The sequence below is a fragment of the Actinosynnema sp. ALI-1.44 genome, from assembly GCF_001984155.1.
Lineage (GTDB): Bacteria > Actinomycetota > Actinomycetes > Mycobacteriales > Pseudonocardiaceae > Kibdelosporangium.
The window spans coordinates 96,023-116,326 of record NZ_MTQO01000044.1 but is presented as its reverse complement, the minus strand read 5'-3'; the positions used below and the strand labels follow the sequence as shown (position 1 = coordinate 116,326).

14 protein-coding genes are annotated in these 20,304 nt (G+C 67.4%); 7 read left to right on the top strand and 7 right to left on the bottom strand.

Features of this window, described 5'->3' with window-relative positions; translation table 11 throughout:
• Nucleotides 1-2 precede the first annotated feature (2 nt).
• From ALI144C_RS19230 to ALI144C_RS19205, 6 genes are all read right to left on the bottom strand, one after another.
• Nucleotides 3-1,232: an MFS transporter gene (locus ALI144C_RS19230; protein WP_168211292.1), complete on the bottom strand. Its 1,230-nt coding sequence runs from the start codon at nucleotides 1,230-1,232 to the stop codon at nucleotides 3-5.
• Between the two features lie 490 nt (nucleotides 1,233-1,722).
• Nucleotides 1,723-2,391, bottom strand: coding sequence for an EndoU domain-containing protein (locus ALI144C_RS19225; protein WP_076988503.1), 669 nt, complete (start codon nucleotides 2,389-2,391; stop codon nucleotides 1,723-1,725).
• A complete protein-coding gene (locus ALI144C_RS55570) occupies nucleotides 2,388-2,678 on the bottom strand; it encodes a hypothetical protein (RefSeq protein WP_076988502.1) in 291 nt (96 codons plus the stop codon). Before ALI144C_RS55570 ends, ALI144C_RS19225 begins: the two co-directional genes overlap by 4 nt.
• Nucleotides 2,679-2,700: 22 nt before the next feature.
• Nucleotides 2,701-3,402: a WXG100 family type VII secretion target gene (locus tag ALI144C_RS19215; protein ID WP_076988501.1), complete on the bottom strand. Its 702-nt coding sequence runs from the start codon at nucleotides 3,400-3,402 to the stop codon at nucleotides 2,701-2,703.
• On the bottom strand, nucleotides 3,399-3,716 hold the full coding sequence (locus ALI144C_RS19210) for a type VII secretion target (protein ID WP_076988500.1): 318 nt from the start codon (nucleotides 3,714-3,716) through the stop codon (nucleotides 3,399-3,401). Before ALI144C_RS19210 ends, ALI144C_RS19215 begins: the two co-directional genes overlap by 4 nt.
• A gap of 3 nt (nucleotides 3,717-3,719) precedes the next feature.
• Entirely contained in the window at nucleotides 3,720-4,157 is a 438-nt protein-coding gene (locus ALI144C_RS19205; RefSeq protein ID WP_076988499.1) for a YbaB/EbfC family nucleoid-associated protein, read from the bottom strand.
• 274 nt (nucleotides 4,158-4,431) lie between these two features.
• On the opposite strand from ALI144C_RS19205, the gene ALI144C_RS19200 reads away from it, so the two are divergent.
• From ALI144C_RS19200 to ALI144C_RS19175, 6 genes are read left to right on the top strand one after another with little or no spacing between them, the layout of a single operon-like run.
• Nucleotides 4,432-4,860, top strand: coding sequence for a YbaB/EbfC family nucleoid-associated protein (locus tag ALI144C_RS19200; protein ID WP_076988498.1), 429 nt, complete (start codon nucleotides 4,432-4,434; stop codon nucleotides 4,858-4,860).
• Nucleotides 4,860-5,165: a type VII secretion target gene (locus ALI144C_RS19195; protein WP_083753183.1), complete on the top strand. Its 306-nt coding sequence runs from the start codon at nucleotides 4,860-4,862 to the stop codon at nucleotides 5,163-5,165. The genes ALI144C_RS19200 and ALI144C_RS19195 overlap by 1 nt, the downstream gene beginning before the upstream one ends.
• Entirely contained in the window at nucleotides 5,162-6,745 is a 1,584-nt protein-coding gene (locus tag ALI144C_RS19190) for a WXG100 family type VII secretion target (protein ID WP_076988496.1), read from the top strand. Before ALI144C_RS19195 ends, ALI144C_RS19190 begins: the two co-directional genes overlap by 4 nt.
• Nucleotides 6,746-6,770: 25 nt before the next feature.
• Nucleotides 6,771-7,118: a hypothetical protein gene (locus ALI144C_RS19185; RefSeq protein WP_076988495.1), complete on the top strand. Its 348-nt coding sequence runs from the start codon at nucleotides 6,771-6,773 to the stop codon at nucleotides 7,116-7,118.
• Between the two features lie 33 nt (nucleotides 7,119-7,151).
• A complete protein-coding gene (locus tag ALI144C_RS19180) occupies nucleotides 7,152-8,156 on the top strand; it encodes a hypothetical protein (RefSeq protein ID WP_076988494.1) in 1,005 nt (334 codons plus the stop codon).
• 25 nt (nucleotides 8,157-8,181) lie between these two features.
• Nucleotides 8,182-8,814 (top strand): DUF2238 domain-containing protein, encoded by a 633-nt coding sequence (locus tag ALI144C_RS19175; protein ID WP_076988493.1) that lies wholly within the window; start codon nucleotides 8,182-8,184, stop codon nucleotides 8,812-8,814.
• Here the strand turns inward: ALI144C_RS19175 and ALI144C_RS19170 are convergent.
• Complete coding sequence (locus ALI144C_RS19170) at nucleotides 8,787-11,663, bottom strand: nSTAND1 domain-containing NTPase (RefSeq protein ID WP_076988492.1); 2,877 nt, start codon at nucleotides 11,661-11,663, stop codon at nucleotides 8,787-8,789. The two genes, ALI144C_RS19175 and ALI144C_RS19170, sit on opposite strands and share 28 nt — an antisense overlap.
• 161 nt (nucleotides 11,664-11,824) lie before the next feature.
• Between ALI144C_RS19170 and ALI144C_RS19165 the strand changes: the two genes are divergently transcribed.
• A complete protein-coding gene (locus ALI144C_RS19165; protein ID WP_083753182.1) occupies nucleotides 11,825-20,101 on the top strand; it encodes a SpvB/TcaC N-terminal domain-containing protein in 8,277 nt (2,758 codons plus the stop codon).
• Nucleotides 20,102-20,304: the final 203 nt, after the last annotated feature.

Below are 20,304 nucleotides of genomic sequence, written 5' to 3'. Positions count from 1 at the left end.
AGTCAGCTCCCTGCCAACTCGTCGACGCGCGGTTTCCGCCGGGCCAGCACCAGCAGCAGGTAGCCCAGCGCCAGCAGGACGACCAGGCCGTGCATCAACCCGGCCACCGCGACCGGAGACCACGTTTCCAACAGCCCGCCCGCCAGGACGATGCCTATGCCCAGGCCCGCGTTCTCCGCCATCGCGGTCAATCCGAAGAAGTAACCCCGTGCCGGTTCCGGTTCCGCCTGAACACGGGTGGTGTAGGTGATCTCGGTGACTCCGTCGGCCACACCGGCGACCGCGATGATCAACAGCACCCATGGCTGCGGGATGGCGGCGAACGAGACGATGAACGCCGCCGACATCAGCGCGGTCCCCAGTACGAACGCCTTTTCGGCGCCCACCTCACCGGGCTCGCGGTGCAGGCGTTTCATCAACAGGTGTGCGGTGAACAGGCCGACCGCCCACGCGGCGTAGAAGTTCCCGGCGAAGCTCGCCGGGTTGTCCGGCTGGATCTGGGTGGCGTAGATCGGGGTGCCGACCTGGTGTGACGCCGAACCGAACGCGTCAACGGCCCTGATCACCACAATCGCCAGCACAGCGGGCGCCGCTGCGAGAGCGAGCATGGTGAGCCGCAACCGCGTGCGATAGCCCGTGTGCTCGCCTGTTTCGACATCGCGCTTGGCGAACGGCAGCGCCAGCACCATGAGCGTGAGCGCGGACACAGCGAACGTGCCGGCGTTGACGGCGAACGCCGCCTGGTAGCCGAGCCAGGACACCAACACCCCACCGGAGGCGAACCCGAGAACCATGGCGGCGGCCCGACCGGTCACGAGTGCGCCATTGGCCTGCTGCCGGTGCTCCGCACCGACAAGGTCAGGCACACTGCTGCGCAACATGACTGTGCTGGTGGTCGACAACAGGCCGATCGACACCGCCACCACCGGCAACATCTGCAGCCGAGCGGCGTGGGACACGACTGCGAAGACCAGCAACACGACGGCCTGTACGACGTCGCACGAGATCATCACGGCCTTGCGTGGCAACCGCGCCGCGATCACTCCGCCGAGCAGACCGGCCACGAAGCCGCAGACCATTCGCAGAACCATGAACAGCCCTGTGGCGAAGGCACTGCCGGTGGCCTCGAAGACGAAGAGGTTCAACGCGACCATGTTCAGATAGCTGCCGAATGTCGACGCGGCGTAACTCCCGACAAGCACACGGAAGCGCAGCCTGTCCTTGCGGTTCATCCAGCGATCCCCCATCGATCAGCACCGCGGTCGACCGACCGTGCAGCCCGATCATGGCTTGCGGGCGATCAATCACGAATCGGACGATCGGGTAGAACACTGTTCAACAGATCGGGCCTCAGCGAAGCGGTTCACCGCCCGTATGGCCTGGTCATCGAGGCAATGGCGATTCCCGTTGAGGCAACGAAAAATTCGCGCCCCCAGGCGATGCGGACTACGTCATGTCGAGCACCCCGCCGGAACACAGCGGACAGCGCAGCCGAAGGCGCTCAGCTCCGTTGGTCACCAACAACTGTCACGACTGTCTTACGCATCACCGTTTCGCTAGCTTCAGCGGAGCGCTCTGGTCATGAGAAGTGGGACATATCAATGTTTTAGGGGGATACGCGCTTGGGTGCGAGCCTCTCCTGTCGGCAACCGTGCCCAATTCATCGTGTTCACCTACGAAACGGGTTTCGTCGCCCACCACTGGCTGCGGTAACCGCGCTGGCTACTCGTCCAGTGGTTGGGGGTTGCCGTGTTCGTCGTTGCGGGTGACGCCCCGGCCGCCGGTGGGATAGGCGGTCCAGATGCTGCCGTCCGGGTTGACGATCACCTCGATGTCGACGCCGTCACGGGTGCCGTTGACGACCCAGCGGCCGTTGTCCTGCTGGCGTGGTGGGCTGTCGGGGTTTCGGGCGACGTCCTCGATGTGGCCGACGATGGTGGCGTCGAGTTCGGGCGCGGCCGGGTCGTTCTCGTCGGGCAGCCAGCGTTCGGGGAACTCCGTCTTGCCGGGGATGCCTGTGCCCGGGAAGTGTCCGCCGCCCACGCCGTTGGCGTCGCCGTCCATGATGTGTGTGCGGCGACCTTGGTTGAGGTTGATGTTCTGGGGTGAAGGCGGGGAGCCCTCCACGGTCGTCCACTGGTTGGGGCGTTCGGTGGGGGAGTTCCCTGTGCCCGAACGGCCGCTGGGCGGGGTGCCCGCGTCTGCCCTTGCGTCTGTGGTGTCCAGCGCGCTCTCGACGCCCTGGCTCGGGTTGCCGGTCCCGCGCCGCTTCGGCATGTTCGCGGGGCTGTTCGGCTTCTTGGGCGGGGTTCCGCCTCCACCCGGAGGGCGTTTGTGCAGCAGGAACCTGACCACCACCAGCAGCAGGGCCAGGACGTGCAGCGCGTTCATGACGGTTCGACTGCCAGTCGCGCCAGCACGTTCTGCGGGTCGCCCAGGTAGGTGTAACCCTCCTGGCCTGCGGGGAAGCGGCCGAGCAGGTCGGCGAGTTGCCGGTACTCGGCCTCGGTGACGACCACCTTGCGGCGCACCAGGGACGCGGCGAGCCCGTCGACCAGTTCGGCCCATTCGCCTGCTGTGCTCAGCCTGCGGTACTGCGCGACGGTGTCCGGGGGGAGACGGTCGGCGACCGACTCCAGCAGTGCGCGCGAGTCGGTGTTCAGCTTGACGAGGTCCACTGTGCTCCTAGCGGGACTGCCCTCAGCTGTTGAGGAGCTTGTTGAGATTGGTGAGGCTGTTGATCAGGCCGAGGACGTAGGTGGTGATCCGGCCGACCCACTTCACGACCGCCGCCGCGATCTGCGACGCGATGATCGGGATGGTGACGACGAAGATCGCCTCCGCCACCCACACGATCACCCTGGCCACCAGGTCCGCGATCAGGTCACGGACGATCTCCCTGGTCAGCTCGACCAGCCCGCCCGCGCCTTCGGTCGCCGCCGCCATCGCCGCGGAGATCGCGGCGAGCCCGCCGAGGGCTTCGACGTTGTTGACCATCAGCGCGCGGTAGGCGTCGGCGGACGCGCCGTGCCAGTCCGGGGTGTCCTGGTCGAGGTGGTTGCCCAGCTCGTCGCTCATCGCGTACAGCTCGGTCGCCATGTTGTTCCAGGTGGCGGCGTGCGAGCGGACCACGTCCGGCTTGCCGGTCAACTCGTCGAGGATCTCCCGCAGCGGCTCGAAGTACTCCATCGCCCAGCCGATGCCGTTGGCCAGCAGCGCGCTGATCGGGTCCATGACTGTGGCGGCGACTTCGGTGCCGAGGCCGAGCCCGGCCAGCGCGTCGTCCACCCAGCCCTCGGAGCGCACGGCGTCGACCAGGCCTTCGATGCTGTCGGCGAGGCCGGAGCCGGTCCACGCCTCACGGGTGGACTCGACCGGCGCCACCAGCCCGCCGTCGGTCACCGGCCGTCTCCGGTGATCGAGGAGAGCGCCGAGGCGTTGGTGCCTTCGGTCGTGTCGTACATCTCGGCGCTGGTGCGCAGCTCGGCCGCGACGAGCCGCAGGTTCTCAGCGACCTTGGCGATCACCGCGTCCTGCCGGGTGTGCTTGCCCTCCAGCACTCCGGAGATCCAGCCGCACAGCAGCCCGTAGGCCTGGTCGTCCTGCGCGATGTGGGTGCTGGCCGCTTTGACCGCGTCGAAGCGGGCGAGCACCGCCTCCACGTTGGCCGCGTGTGCGCGGATCTGGTCGGTGTCGACCACGAAGCCGTCGGGCATGGATCACCGCTTCCACAGGTCGGATCGCGGGTCGAAGTCCTCGTCCTCGTCCGCCGCCTGCGGTGGCGTGCCCCGCAGGTGCCTGCCGACTCGCTCGGCGATGGCCTGCCCGGCGGCCGAGTCCGGGCCCATCGTCTCGGCGATGACCTCCTGTGACTGGTCGGCCACCTCGCGGCGGGCCTGCTGCAGCAGGGACATGACCGCCTGGGCGACGGTGTCCGGCGCGGTCCGCTGGATGCGTTCGGTCAACCGCAGATCGACCAGCGCACCGGTGGAGTCCACAGTCACCTCGGCCAGTCCGCCGGGGTCCGACGCGGTCACCCGGACCTGCTGCAGCCGATCGCTCATGGCCTGCGTGTCCGCGGCCAACTTGTCGATCCGCCCTTTCCAGGCCGCCACGCGCTCACGCGCGGCGTCTGGGTCGAGAATGCCCCCAGTCATCGATTTCCCGTCCTCCTCGGCCAAGACTGCCTGGAGTGTAGTGACCGGGACGCCGCCGCGGGGGCGGAACCGCGCGAATCCGCCTGCCGGGTTTGCGCAGGTAGACGGCACCGGACATAAATGGCCGTCTCGTGGCCTGGTGACGACTGCCCTGACGGACGAGTGTCGGTCACCACAAGCCCGGCGAACCGGCGGAGAGGCAAGCCATGTTGTCCTCATTGGACAGCCGGGGCGGGCTGCTTGTCGCCGTGGGAGCGGGCGCAGGAGGGGGATCGTGGTGAGCGCAGAGCAGTGGCTGGCCGACTACCGCCGGGAGTCGGTGGCCGCGGCGCACGACGCGGCCCGGACGCAAGCCCGGCTGCGTCAGGTCGGCGGGCACGCCGTCGCGCCACGCGGTGAGGTGGAGGCGTGGGTCGACGTGAACGGTGTGCTGGAGCGGCTCCGGCTGACCACACAAGCCCGTGCGCTCGAACCGGACGCGCTGGCCGGCCTGATCGTGGCGACCGCCAAGGCGGCGCAGCGGTCGGCGGCCGGGCAGATCATCCAGGTGACAACCGACTTCGTCGGCCAGGGCGCGGTGCTCGACCTGGTCAAGGCGCATTTGCCGGTCGCGGTGGACCACAAACCGCCCAACGCCCGCCGTCCCGCCGTGGACGCCGTGGATGACGACGACTACTTCGAGATGCCGAGGGTGCGAGGTTGATGAGCGGGTACGACATCGACGCTGACCGGTTGCGCGAGCACGCCAACACGGTCGCCCGCATAGCCGACGAGCTGTCCTGGGTGGCCGACCGGGCACCGGACCACATGGCGGACGGCGCGCTCGGCACCTTCGTCCAGTTCCTCACCGCCGGGCTGTCCGGCGCGGTCGAGCAGGCGAGGGCCGCGATCCGCGACGTGTCCGCCACAGTGGACTCGATGAGCGTCGCCGTCCGCCGCTCAGCGGACTCCTACCGGCGGACCGACGAGAACTCGGCCGACCACCTCGCCCGGGAACTCCAGCTGTGAGCACCGACAGGACGACCACGCGACTGCTGGCCGAACTCTCCACAGTGTCCAACGCGGTGCTCGACTCGGACTGGTCGACCGGTCCGCTGGCCGCGCTGCCGACCCCGGCGGGCTTCGGCCCGCTCACCTCGTCGGCCACCCCGCTGGACGCGTTGAGCAGCGCCGGTGTCGGCATGCTGACGCCGCACGTGGCGTTCCTGGCGAAGCCGCTCGACCAGTTCCGCGGCGACTCGGGCGTGGTGAGTGCCCTGGCGCAGGGCATGGCCGCCGTGGCGGTCGACGTCCGCGCGCTCGCCGACACCTACCGCCAGGCCGGCACCACCGAGACCAGCGGGTGGACCGGCGAGGCCGCGGACCGGTACCAGGCCGCGGGCACGCAGTTCACCGAGGGTGTCACCGTGATCGCCGAGGCGGCGAAGACGGTCTCCGGCGCGGTCATCGGTGCGGGGGAGGAGGTGGTCAAGGCGATCACCCGGATCGTGCAGCTGATCGACGCGGCGGTCGCCGAGATGATCCCGGTGATGGCGGACGGCATCGCCCGCGCCCCGCTGACGATGGGTACAAGCGTCACGGAGGCGATCACGAAGTGCGTGGCCATCGCCAACGGGTACAGCGCGCAGATCGCCGATGTCATGGCGAACCTGCTGGCCAACGCCACGAACCTGATGAAACTGGTCGACAGCGTGCTGACCATCGTGCACACGGTGACCCAACTCCTGCGCAAACTGGCCAAGGGCGACAGCGACTCGTCGGCGGCGGATGCCACACCACAGGCAAACCCCGAGTCCGGCGAGCAGACAGCCGCCGAGCCCAGTCAGTCCACCAGTGCTGACGACCCGACGGCCTCGACCGGCACCGCCCCGTCGACCGGTGCCGATCGAGCGACGTCCGGCCTGGCCGATCCGACCGCGAGCACAGCCGGTGACACGGACCAGGCCGCTTCCCGCCCGACCAACACGACAGGTGCTACGAGCTCAGCGTCCCCGCTGAGCACATCGAGCACGACAGCAGGCACGCCGTCGGGGGACAGGGGGACGAACCTGTCCCCCGGCAGCGGGATCCCGCTGAGCGGCGTGGCCGCCAAGACGGGTGCTGTATCGAAGGCGAGTGCGGCGCCGAAGACGAGTGCGGCGCCGAACCGTGGCACGCCGGAGACTCGGCTCGCCCCAGGCGGGGCCACGTTCGCGGTGCCGCCGAAGGAGATGACCGCCGGTGGACCGGCCGCCACCGCCGCTGCCGAAGTCGCGCAGGCCGGTGGGCCGTTCATGCCGATGACGATGCCCGCCGCCGCACGAGGGCAGGGTGCCGACGACTCCGAGCACCAGCGCCGTTACGAGGTCAACGCCGACGGCGACACGTTCTCGGCCGGTGATCAGGATGCCCTTGCCGCCTCCGGCGTCATCGACCCGCCTGTCGCCGCGGAGGACGACGAACGGCCCAGCCGTGCGACACCCGCCGAACCGCAGCCCGCCGCCGCACCGCCGGAAGACGAGGCGCCGCGGGGAAAGGTCGTGTGGCGGCTGGGCGAGAACGGCGAACTCGTGGCGACGGTGGTGCCCGCCCCACCGGACGAACAGTGATCTGCCATGCCGAGCAGGAGGACGGATGTCATTTCAGACCAACCTGGAATCGCTCAACAAGGTCGCCAGGAAGGACCTCAGGGAGCTTTCCTGGACGTACGCCGTGCTGGCGAACGAGATGCGCAACGCCAATCTGGCCGACGACAACGTCGCCGCCGACCCACCGGTGGTCCCGGACGGCGGGGCCTTCGCGAAGGCGTGGGCGAGCCTGCGCGGTGACATCGTGACGATGCTGGACACGTGCGCGGGAAACGCCGTCAAAGTCGGGAAGGCGATGGAGCACGTGGTCGACACCTATTCGGCCACCGACGCCCGGATCGCGGACACGATGCGCGGCCTCACCGAGTCACTGAACCACACACCCAGCGCGTAGCGCCGGACCACGAAAGATCACCAGGAGTCGATCATGGCGTTTCACAGCGAGGCGGACCTGCGCAAACTCGGCGAGGACGTCGCCAACGCGGCGGAAGGCGCCTATCTGCGTGAGCAGGCGAACCAGAACGCGAAGTCAGGCGCGGGCCAGCACGGTTTCGCGTTTCCCCTGCCTGGAGACCGTTTCTACACCCACTATCCGGAGTTGTACGCGAGCTTCGCGACGCCGGACCCGGCGGGGATGCAGCGGGTCCTCGACAGGCTCGGCCGCGCGTCGTTCGCCCTCACCCACAAGTTCGCGGTCCAGAAACCCGAGGGCAGTGACGTGCCGGTGCCGAACATCGACTCCGGCATCGGCGAGCTGGCAGGAAGGGACACGCCCACACAGATCTCGCGGGCCATCGACGACAAGATCGACGGCTGGCACGGCAGCGCCAAGGACGCCTTCCAGGAGAAGATCCTGAACAAGTTCGACGAGAAGGTCACCAACCAGGTCGCGGCGATCGACATGACGGCGGCGTCGCTGGCGATGCACATGGGTCTGCGGCAGAAGCTCAACGAGGACGTGTGGGACATCGGCCGGAAGTCGATCGAGGCGTTCAACAGGGTTGGGCAGATGAAGTCGGATGACGTCCTCCAGGCCACCCTCCTCGTGGCCATCGCCGCGGGGACTGTGTGGACCGTCTGGAGGGGAGCGATCGCCGCGGGCGGGTTCGCGTCGATCTCGGCGAAGGACGCCGCGTCGGTGGTGGCCTCGTTCAACAACATCCGAACCAGTGCGCAGGTCAGCGAGGTACTGAGTCACGACAGCGCCACCTCCGTCGACAAGAGCATGAAGAGCATCCTCGGCAAAGCGGCCCAGTCGTACCACGACCAGGAGAAGGACATCGTCGCGGCGGTCAACCACCTCAGCGCCGGGTTGCGGGATTCGTCGACCAACAGCCTGTTCGTGTTCCCGGCCCCGCGTGAGGTCGACGTGCTGGACGAACAGGGCAGCAACCTGCCCACGCTCGAGTCCGAGTTCGCCACGGACCGGTAGCACGACTGCGTTGTAGGGTCCTCGCATGGTGCGGGGAGTCGGCAGGGCTGAGGGAATGGTGCTGGCCGGAGTCGTGGTGGCGGCGCTCGTGGTGACCGGGGTACAGGCCAGATCGCCGGGCACCTGGTTGTTGGAAGTCGTCTGGGTGGTGGCCGGGCTGCCGTTGGTGATCGCGCTGCGGAAGCGTTTCCCGTTGACCCGGTTGCTGTGCTGGCTGCTGGTGGTGCACGCGATCGTCCTGTGCTACGGCGGGCAGTACACGTACGCCGAAACCCCGGTGGGGGAGTGGGCACAGGACCTGCTGGACACCCAGCGCAACAACTACGACCGGTTCGGTCACTTCATTCAGGGTTTCGTCCCCGCGATCGCCGTGCGTGAGGTGCTGCTACGCCGCACGCCCCTGCGTCCGGGTGGCTGGGTCGCGTTCCTGGCCGTCTGCGTGTGCCTGGCGATCAGTGCCTGTTTCGAGTTCGTGGAATGGTTCAGCGCGCTCCTGCTCGGGGCGGGCGCGGACGATTTCCTCGGCACCCAGGGAGACGTCTGGGACACGCAGTGGGACATGTTCCTTTGCCTGTGCGGCGCGGTCATTTCCCTGCTGGTGTGGCGTCGGCTGCACGACCGGCAACTGGGTTACCGGGATGGGCACGGTGGGTCGTAAGGGATGCCGGGGAGGTACTGGTCCCATTCGGCAGGGGTGATCCGGCTGTGGACGTGGTCGCAGGCGCGCGCGATGAGTTCGTCGGTGTCGGTGGGCGTGACCCGAGCGGTGCGGTCCCAGCCGCTGGTGGCCAGTGCCCGTCCGTCAGGTCTGAAGGCCACGGACCACACGCCGGTGATGTGTCCAGTGAGGACGGTCCGTTCAGTGGGACTGCGGAGGTTGGTGACGTCCCACAGGCGTGCGGTGGTCCCGCCGCTGGTCGCCAGGGTCCGGCCGTCGGGACTGAAGTCCACGCCGAAGAGCCCGCTGGTGTGCCCGTTGAGCGTGGCGAGCTCGGTGGGAGTGCGCGGAGTGGTGACGTCCCATAGGCGCGCGGTGTTGTCGTTGCCCGCAGTTGCCAGGGTGCGGCCATCAGGACTGAAGTCCACTCCGTACACCGCGCTCCTGGTGTGAGCGTTGAGTGCGACGAGTTCGCTCGGGTTGCGTGGGTTGGTGATGTCCCAGATCCGGGCGGTGCTGTCCTCGCCGGCGGTCGCCAGGGTGTGGCCGTCGGGAGTGAAGGTCACCGAGTAGACCACACTGGAGTGTCCGGTGAGCGTCGCCATTTCGGTGGGGCGCTGACGGTTCGTGATGTCCCACAGCCGCACGTGACCGACGAAGTCGCTCGTCACCAGGATGTGGCCGTCCGGGCTGAACCCGACTCCGTAGACCGTGTTGGGCGCGTTGGGGACGGCGGCGAGTTCGGTGAGCTGCCGTGGGTTGGTGATGTCCCACAGCCGCACGTTGTTGTCCTGATTGGCTGTGGCCAGGGTATGGCCGTCGGGGCTGAACGCGACCCCGAACACCGTGCCGGTTGTGTTGGGAACAGTGGCAAGTTCGGTGGGGACGCGTGCGCCGGTGACGTCCCACAGCCGCACGGTGTGGTCTCCGCTGGCGGTGGCAAGGACACGCCCGTCGCGGCTGAAGTCGACCGAGTAGATCTCGTGTGGCTGGTTGATCAGTGTGGTGGACAGGGTGCTGATCAGGCTGTTGCGGGTTTCGGTGGTGGCGGCCAACCGGTGGGCGGTCACGCTGAGCTGTACGGCCAAGTCCTGCTTGGTGCGAAACAGCTCGGTGGCGTCCACGGCCACGTTCTGGGCGATGGCGGCGTTGCGTTGCTCGGTGATCGCGGCCTGGGTGTGGACGGCGTAGACCGTGGCCGTCGTGGCGAGCAGGAACAGCACTGCGAGCAGGGCGACGAGTTGGCGCAGACGACGGGTACGGCGCTGGGCCGCGACTCGTTCACCGGCTTCGGCCGCGAGGCTGGCTTCGAGGAACGCTTGTTCCCGTGGGGTGAGGTGGGTCTGCGCGGTATCGGACCAGTCGCGGGCGAGGGCGAGGCGTGTGCCGCGGTAGAGGGCACCGGGGTCGCGGTCGAGGCCCTCCCACACGGTGGTGGCGTCGGTGAGCTGGCGGTGCACGCGCAGGCCTTCGCGATCGTGGTTGAGCCATTCGGTGAGCCGGGGCCAGTGCCGGATGAGGGCTTCGTGGACGATCTCGATGCCGTCGTGGTCCAGCGTCACCAGTCGAGCCTGGGCCAGGTTCTCCAGCACCACATCGGCGTCGGGGTGCGCCAGGTCCAGTTCGGCGCGGTCCAAGCGGCGTCTGGCGTCCTCGGTGCCCTCGCCGAGCGCGACCAGCCGGAGGAACAGTTGGCGCGCCCACTGCTGCTGGGGCTCAGTCAGTGCGGTGTAGGCGGTCTCGGCGGTGCGGGCCACGGCTCCGGTGATGCCACCGGTCTCGTGGTAACCAGCGAGGGTGAGTGCGTTGCCACGGCGGCGACGCCACGTCTCCAGCAGGGCGTGCGACAACAGCGGCAGCACACCGATCCGGCCGTCGGCCTCGGCGCACAACGTAGCCTGCAGGGTGCTTTCGACCGAACACCCCGCGCCGATCGCGGGACGGGTGATCACCTCACGCAGATCGGGTGTGGTCATCGGACCCACCAGCACTTGTGCCTGCTGCAACACGTCCACCATGTGCGGGTAACGGCTGCAGTGGCTGTAGAAGTCGGCGCGCACGCCCACCACCACCCGCAGCCTGCTGTTGTCCGCGGTGGTGGCGGTGGCGAGCAGGTCGATGAACCGCGCACGCTCCCCGCGATCGGGGCACTGGGTGAAGATCTCCTCGAACTGGTCGACCACCAGCACCAGATCGGCCTCGGCCGGGTGCCCGGCCAGGGCATGGCGCACGAACCTGTGCAGCGCCCGGGATTCGACCGCGAGGTCCTCGACGAGCCGAGTCGGTGACGTCGCGGTGAGGCTGGCCAACGCGATCGCGCACTCCTCGATCGGACGAGCCCCGGGCGTCATCACCACCACTGCGTGGGTGGTGATCGTGGGCAGCAGTCCGGCCCGTAACAACGACGTCTTGCCCGCGCCCGACGCGCCGACCACGGCGACGAATCTGGTGTCGAACACCCGGGCGCGGACCTGCTCGACCAACTCCCTGCGACCGAAGAACCGGTCGGCGTCCTGGGTTTGGAACGCGCTCAACCCGACGTAGGGCGCCTTCCGCTCCTGCGGCGCGGTTTCGACCAGTTCGGCGAGTTCGGCCGACAGGTCCCGCCAGCGCCGCTCCCACGCCGCGATGTCACCGCCGCAGGCTTGGACGTAGGCGACGGTCACCGCCAGGCTGGGCAGCTTGCGCCCGCTCGCGGCCTCCGACAGCGCACCGGCTGAGTAGTGCGCGCGCCGGGCGAGTTCCCGGTAGCCGGGGCTGCCCGCCTTCTCCCGCAGTTTCCGCAGATCGGCGGCCCACCGCAGCAGCGGGCCGTCCCCCGGATCCAACGGACGCTCCGCACGCGCCACCAGCCCGCCCCTCTCCAGTTGACCACCCCCGCCGAATTGTTCAGATCTCGTCGTTCAGCGTCCAGGCCCCGGCACTGAACAATCCACAGCAGTTACACAGATCACCGTGGCCAGCACCGACACCGTTTCGCTGGCTCGTTGACCTGGAGGGGGTCGAGGGCATGTCCGTCCTCGTGTGGACTCGTCGTCCCGTTCGCCACCGCCGCAGAGGCGCGGCCGTGGTGTTGATCGTGGCGTTGGTGGCGACGGTGATGGGCTCGGCGCCGCCGGTGTCGGTGCGTGGGACGGCGCAAGGGGCAGGTGCGGACGGGGCGGTGACAGCTCCGGAGCACCCGGAGGGGACGTCGTTCAACCCCAACCAGATCAAGGACATCAAGGCGGCCGACCCGGGCGCCGGGGTGAACCTGATCGGCGCTCCCACAGCGAACAACGCGGGTGACGCGCGGTTGTCGTATCCGCTGGAGGCGCCCAAGGGGCGGGCGGGTGTGGAGCCGAAGCTCGCGGTGGCCTACACCTCGGCGGGCGCCAACGGCTGGCTCGGTGTCGGGTGGGACGTCAGCACACCGATGGTGACGGTGGACACACGGTGGGGTGTTCCGCGCTACGACGCCGGTCTGGAGACAGAGAGTTACCTGCTCAACGGCGAGCAGTTGACACCCGTTGCCCATCGGGGCGAATTGCAGAAGCGGACAGCCGAGAAGGTGTTCCACACCCGGGTGGAAGGCCGGTTCGACCGCATCGTGCGGCACGGGGACAAGCCGTCGAACTACTGGTGGGAGGTCACCGACAAGTCCGGCACCCGCATGGTGTACGGCGGCGCCGAGAACACCGCGTTGGCCGACGCCAACGGGAACGTGGGTTCCTGGGCGGTGCGCGAAGTCCGCGACACCAACGACAACGTCATGCGCTACCGGTACGCCCGGGTGGACGACGGCGGGACCGACAAGTCGAAGGTGCCGGGCAGCAACCTGTACCCGCAGCGGATCACCTACACCGGTCACGGCGATGCCGAGGGCCGGTATTCGGTGACGTTCCTGCGTGACCGCGAGCGCAACGAGCCCCGCCGCGGGGACGTGCAGATCGACGCCCGGTTCGGGTTCAAGCGGGTCACGGCGGACCTGCTGCGCCGGGTCGAGGTCAAACTCGACAACAGCCTGATCCGGGCCTACGAGCTCAACTACCGCACCGGCGCCTACGCGAAGACCCTGCTGGCCTCGGTGTCGCAGTTCGGTGAGGACAACAAGCTGTTCAACACGCATTCGTTCGACTACTTCGACGAGGTGCGTGACAAGGACGGCAACTACAACGGGTTCGCTGATGCTTCGGCGTGGTCTGTCCCGGATGACGACCTGGGTGTGAACATCCGCGAAGGTGAGGCGAGCGCGATCTCGGCGAACACCTCCGTCGGGTTCGGCGCGCATTTGTTCGCCGGGTACAACGTGCAGGGGCTGCCGGTCAAGCAGGGCGGCGTCGGGGTGAAGGTCGGCTTCAACGCCGGTCAGTCCGACGGGCTGTCAACGCTGATGGACGTGAACGGCGACAACTTGCCGGACAAGGTGTTCCGCAAGAACAACGACGTGTACTTCCGGCCCAACCTGGCCGCGCCGGGTGGCGCGCCGAAGTTCGGTGACACCCCGATCAAGTTGCGCGATCTCCCGGGTATTTCCACCGAGCGCACGTTGTCGGGCACGATCGGTGTCGAGGCGTTCGTCGCGGCCGTCGCCGCGCAGTTGGACTTCGTGGGGACCACGACCACGTCCGACCGGTTCTTCAGCGACGTCAACGGTGACGGCATCACCGACTTGGTCAACAACGGCGGTGTGTTGTTCGGCTATCTCGACGCCAGTGGTCAACCTGCCTACAGCGCGGATTCCACGCGCACCCCGGTACCGGTCGGGGGTGGCGCGGTGACCGGGGAGATCGTCGGTGATCAGACCGCGCAGTTCAACCAGCAGGTGGACAACTCGCCGTTGCTGGACTCGGTACGCCGCTGGGTGGCGCCGTTCGACGGCACGGTCCGCGTCGACGGCCGGGTGCAACTGACCCAGGACCCGTCGCCCGCACGTGCCGCCTACACCAAGGCCGACGGCGTGCGGGTCACCATCCAGGCCAAGGACACCGAACTGTGGGCGCAGCGGATCGGCCCGGACGACCACACCGAGTTCACCCCGGCCAACGTCGGGTCGGTCGCGGTGAAGAAGGGCGACGCGCTCTACTTCCGCACACAGTCCATCTTGGACGGGAAGTACGACACGGTGGCGTGGGACCCGACGATCACCTACACCACTCTTCCCGCGGGCGCGGACGTGAACGGGTTGGCGAACACCGTGTTCCGTGCGTCGACGGACTTCACGTTCGGCGGCCGTTCGTCGCAGGTGGTGGTGCCGGTCAACGGCACGCTGCGGCTGACCGGTGACGTGGTCAAGAGCAAGACGACCTCCGACGACGTGACCGTGGTGATCACGAAGGGCAACGGGGTCCACACCCCGGCGGACGTGTTCCGCAAGGTCCTGCCCGCCGCGTCGACCGGCACCACCAAGATCGACGTGAGTATCCCGGTCAGCCAGTTCGAGAAGATGTCGTGGCAGGTGAAGACCGACTCCCCGATCGACGTCTCCGCGGTGTCCTGGGTGCCCAAGGCGCACTACACGGCCGCACCGGGCGTGGAGTCGCTGGTCGACGACAAAGGCGAGCCGACGCTGGTGATCAGCCCGCCGTTCGACGTGGACATGTACCCGGCCGACACCCTCACCGCGCCGCAGCAGACCTACAAGGTGACCAAGACCGGCCAGGTGAAGGTGCGGCCGAGCGTGAAGTTCACCTTCGGCAGCCTGACCGGGACGACCAAGATCGCGTTCACGGTGAAGAAACGCGGCGGGCAGTTGCTGGGCAAACGGGTCGTCGACGTCGTCAACGGGCAGTACGGCTCGCCCGGACAGGACCTGGGCGTGACCGTCCCGGTCACCGAAGGCGACGAGCTGTACCTCGACCACTCCACAACGGATCCCAACCTGCTCGGCATGGTCGCCGAACAGTCCGCGCAGGTCACCTATGACCTCACGTCGCCGTGGCCGTCGTTCACCCCGGCGCCGAGCGCGATGCACGGTTCCGCCTCGCAGGGCGCGTTCCCGCAGCCCTACCGCGGCTGGGGCGTGATCGGATACCAGGCCAACCGCGACCGCGCCACCCAGCCCATCAAGCAGGCCGAGCTCGCGATCGACCAGAGCTTCAAGGACGCCCTTCCCCAGGAGCCCAAGGAAGCCGACATCCCGGGGTTCACCGCGAACCCCCGGGTCGCCATGCCCCGGCTGGCGATCTTCGCCGCCAACCCGGCCAAGGGCGGCTGGGCCGCACAGGACGAGTCCTCGTGGTTCACCGGCACGATGGCGACCAGTTCCCGCCTCGGCGCGGACACCATTGACATCGTCACCGACGCCGACGTCGCGGGCGACCGCACGGTGATGCGCCGTGGCGTCACCGGCCAGGTGTCCGGCACCCTGTCGGCTGGTCCGTTCGGTGGCACCGTCGTCGGCGGCATCACCGCCGGTTCGGTGGACTACGTCGACCTCAACGGTGACCGATACCCCGACGTCGTCGGCGCCAAGGAGATCCAGTTCACCGACATGAACGGCGCGCTCGGCACTCGGCGCGGCACGCTCGGCGGCAACGTCCGTGAAACCGACAACCTGTCGGGCAACGTGTCGTACTCCGCGGGCAGCGAGGCCGCCACGCTGGCCAGCGCGCTGGGCCTGGCCGCACCCGAAGCCGGGAGCAGCAACAACACCTCCACCAACGGCCCGGTGCAACCGGCGCTGGGGATCGGCGGCAGCCTCGGTGGTGGGGAGTCCGACACCCGCGTCGACCTGATCGACATCAACGGTGACGGTCTACCGGACAAGGTCTTCGCCAACGGCGACGCGCAACTCAACCTCGGCTACAGCTTCGCCGCGCGGGAGCCCTGGTCGGCCGGGCCGATCAACGACGCCTCCACCCGCAACATCGGTGTCAACCTCGGGTTCAACGTCGACAACTACGGCTTCGCCGGTGGCCTGTCGGCTGAGCTGGGCACGTCGTTCACCAACGCCAGCATGCTCGACGTCAACGGTGACGGCCTCACCGACCGCGTCTTCACCGACGGCGCCAACCCGATCAAGGTGGCGTTCAACACCGGCACCGGCTTCACCGCGCCCACCCCGTTGCGGGGCAGTTTCTCCGACATCGCCGTGGACAAGAACGCCACCCTCGGTGCGGGGGTCTACTTCACCTTCCCTGTCCCCACCCCGATCGGGACGTTCGTGTTCAACCCCGGCGCCAATGTCTCCGCCGGAATCGGCCGTGCCGAAGTCGGCCTGCGCGACATCAACGGCGACGGTCTCGCCGACCACGTCAAGTCCACCCGGGACAACGAACTCAAGGTGGCGGTGAACAAGTCCGGCCGCACGAACCTGCTCCGTTCGGTAGGCCGTCCTCTCGGTGCGCGTATCGACCTGGACTACACCCGCGTAGGCAACACCGCTGCCATGCCCGAGTCCCGCTGGGTTCTGTCGCGCACCGCGGTGTCCGACGGGCAGCCCGGTGACGGCATCGACACCCAACTCACCACCTTCCGGTACGAACAAGGCAAGTACGACCGGTTCGAGCGCGAGTTCGTCGGGTTCGGCAAGGTCGTCACCGAGACGCGCGACCCCGGTACGGCGGATGCGTTGTACCGCAGCACGACTGATGAGTACCGCACCGACAGCCCGTACACGAAGGGCCTGCTGGCCCGGACCTTGCTGACCGACGGCGCGGGAAAGCCGTTCACCGAGACGGCCAACACGTATCAGTTGCGCGACATCGCCGGTGGCAGCGTGTTCGCGGCGCTGTCCCGAGTGGACAAACGCTTCTACGAAGGCGCCGCGACACCGGCGAAGTCCACGCACACCGAGATGTCCTACGACGACTACGGCAACCTGGTCCGCTCGTTCGACGCCGCCGATGACGGCGCCGCCGACGACACGGAAATCACCTATGGCTATACCGCGGCCGACCAGGCATGCCGCGACCGCAACATCGTCGGTACCGCCACCTCGGTCAGACAACGGGGGACCGCGGCCAACTCCGGGGCGCGACACCGTGAGGCGAGCGTCGACTGCGCGACCGGTGCGGTGCGACAAGTCAGGCAATATTTGTCCGACAACGCGTCGGCGAACTCCGATCTGGACTACTACCCCGAGGGGAACCTGAAGTCGGTCACCGGACCGGCGAACGAAGCAGGGCAGCGGTACAAGCTGGAGTACGGCTATGACACGGTCGTCGGCGTCCACGTCGAGTCCATCACGGACAGCTTCGGGTACCGGTCGTCCTCGACCCACAACTTGAAGTACGGGCAACCGGATCGCAACACCGACCAGAACAACCAACAGGTGTTGATGTCCTACGACGCCGTCGGGCGCCTCGACACAGTCACCGGGCCGTACGAGATCGGGTCCGGCAAGGCCACGATCGACTTCGACTACCACCCCGAAGCCGCTGTTCCGTACGCGACCACCCGGCATCTGGACCGGTCGGCGGCCGGTGTCCGTGACGACACCATTGACACAGTCACCTTCACCGACGGCCTCAAACGCGTCCTGCAGACCAAGAAGGACGCGTCGGTCGCGGACACCGCTGGTTCCACACCGCAGCAGGTCATGACCGTGTCCGGGCGCACGAAGTTCGACTTCCTCGGCCGTGCCGTCGACCAGTACCATCCCGTCACCGAACCCAAGAACGACAGCAACACGGCGTTCAACACAGCGTTCGACACCGTCGCGCCCACCCGGCACACCTACGACGTGCTGGACCGGACGGTCAAGACAATCCAGCCGGACGAGGTCACGAGTACCACGGCCTACGGGTTCGGGCCGGACCGCGCCGGTCGCGTCCGGTTCGAGACCACGGCGACCGACGGCAACGGCAAACAACGCCGCACCTACACCGACCTGCGCGAGTTGACCACCGCGGTCAAGGACTTCAACGGCCCGGAGGTGATCTGGACCGGCTACGACCACGACCCACTCGGCCAGCTCACCACCGTCACCGACGACAAGAACAACGCCACCCGCACTGAGTACGACAATCTCGGCCGCCGTACCGTCCTTGACAGTCCCGACGCCGGTCGCACCGAGACCCGCTATGACCTAGCGGGCAACGTCACCGCCAAAATCACCGCCACAGGGAAGACCGTCGAGTACGACTACGAGCACCGCAGGTTGAAGGCCGTGCGGTACCCGACTTTCCCAGCCAACAACGTCAACTACACCTATGGCGCACCAGGAGCCGCGGACAACGCGGCGTCACGGATCACCGAGATCCGCGACGCAGCCGGAACGGTCACCCGCGGTTATGGGGCGCTAGGGGAGACAACCCGCGAAACCCGCACGATCACCGCGGCAGGCGGGTCACCCCGTAGCTACACCACGTCATGGCGGTACGACGCGTTCAACCGCGTCCTGCAGATGACGTACCCCGACAGCGAAGTTCTCACCTACGACTACGACACCGGCGGCCAGGTCAGCCGTGCCACCGGGATTAAGAACGGCGTCAACTACACCTACCTGGGTCGCCTCGACTACGACAAGTTCGGACAGAAAGTCCTCCAGGTAGCCGGGAACGGGGTGCGCACGACCTACACCTACGACCAGGCCGACCGCAGGTTGGCGACCCTGAAGTCAGCGGGGGAGTCCGAGTTCCAGAACCTCGCCTACACCTACGACAACATCGGCAACATCACCAAACTGACCAACAACACGGCCGCCTCGAAGAGCGCACAGACCTACGGCTACGACGAGCTGTACCGGCTCACCTCGGCCAGCGGCGAATACCTGGGCAAGGACAACAAGCCCAACCGGTACACCCTCACCCTGGGCTACGACTCGATCCACAACACTACAAAGAAGACCCAGCACCACGAGGTCACCCAGACTCCCGGCTCAGTGCGCCCGGTGTCGTTCAGCCCGATGCAGGCAGGGCCCATCGAGCCGATCGAGGACCCAACTAACCCAGCCTCGGTCCAGGACAAGACGACCTACGACTACGCGTACACCTACGGCAGCGGCAAACCACACGCTCCCAGCATGGTCGGCCCGATCACGCAGGCCTATGACGCAAGCGGCAACCTGACCGACACGGTGAACACGGCGGCCGGTGGCAAACGACGCCAGTACGTGTGGGACGAGGAGAACCGGCTCGCCTGCAACGTCGACACCGCCACGACTGTCGCTCAGACTCCAGCAGGCTGTGCTGACGCCGCCGTCAAGTACACCTATGACGCTGCCGGTGAACGCGTGGTCAAGGCTGGCGACGGTCTGTCGCTGTACCCCAACCGTAGCTACAGCGAACGCGACGGCACCGGCTACAAGCACATCTTCGTCGGCGTCAACCGCCTCAGCACGAAGACCGTCGCCGCCAGCGGAGCCGAGAACGCCCAGTCCTACTACCATGCCGACCATCTCGGCTCGTCCGGATACGTCACCGACAACCAGGGCAACGTCACCGAACACCTCGAGTACATGCCTTTCGGTGAGACCTGGGTCGAGGAGCAGGCGGGCCAATCCAGCACGCCGTACAAGTTCACCGGCAAGGAACTCGACACCGAAACCGGTCTGTACTACCACGGCGCCCGCTACTACAACCCCAGAACCCAACTCTGGGCAAGCGCAGACCCAGCCCTGCCTGAGTTCATCGACGGCAGCAAAGCCGCGGGCGGCATCACCAACCCCCGCAACCTCGCCACTCACACCTACGCCCACAACAACCCGGTCAAGCTGACTGACCCCACTGGCAAGGCACCACAAGCGTGCCTCGACACGGAATGCCAGGTTCCCTACCGCCCCGGCGCGGACAGATCGTCGATCACTACCCAGCAGTTGCAGGCGATCATTCCACAGGCCTCGTATGAAGACGTCGTTCGTTCGCTGCCTGAGATCAACAAAGCCATGGCAGAGGCGGAAATCAACACGCCGGCGCGTCAGGCAGCGTTCCTGGCAACGGTGGCCGTCGAGTCGGCCTTCTTGGGAACGAGGGTCGAATTCGGTGACTCGGAGTTCTTCCGGCAGCGGGACATCGAATTCGGCTTGCCTGCGGGGGAGAGTGAGCGGTACAAGGGGCGCGGCCTGATCCAGCTCACCCACCGGGCGAACTACGAAATGGCCGGTAATGCCATCGGTCGACCAGATCTCGTCGATGATCCCGATCTGATCCTGCGTGACCCGGACGTCGCGGCGAAGGTCATCGCGTGGTATTGGACACAAGCGACCGGAACGAACCTCAACGATCTGGCCGACCAGGGCGACTTCCTCGGAGTCAGCCGGGCGATCAACGTGGGAAATCCGAACAGTAGCGTGCTGCCGTATCACTATGACCAGCGTAAGTCGATCTATGACAACGCTCTGCAAGTGCTTGGCCCCAGGCGCTGAGCGCGTCCTGAGAGTTTATGAGTGTGTCCGGGTCGCACCTTCTCAGGAGGACTTGAGAAGCGCACTAATGCGGTCACGCGGCTCGGTTGAGTGACGACACAAGACGAGGGGCCACCCGTGTCGGGGTGGCCCCTCGTCGTTGCGGTCGGTCGGACTTCGGGTCGCCCGTTGCTATACGGCTCGCTACATGCCTATGCGGTCCA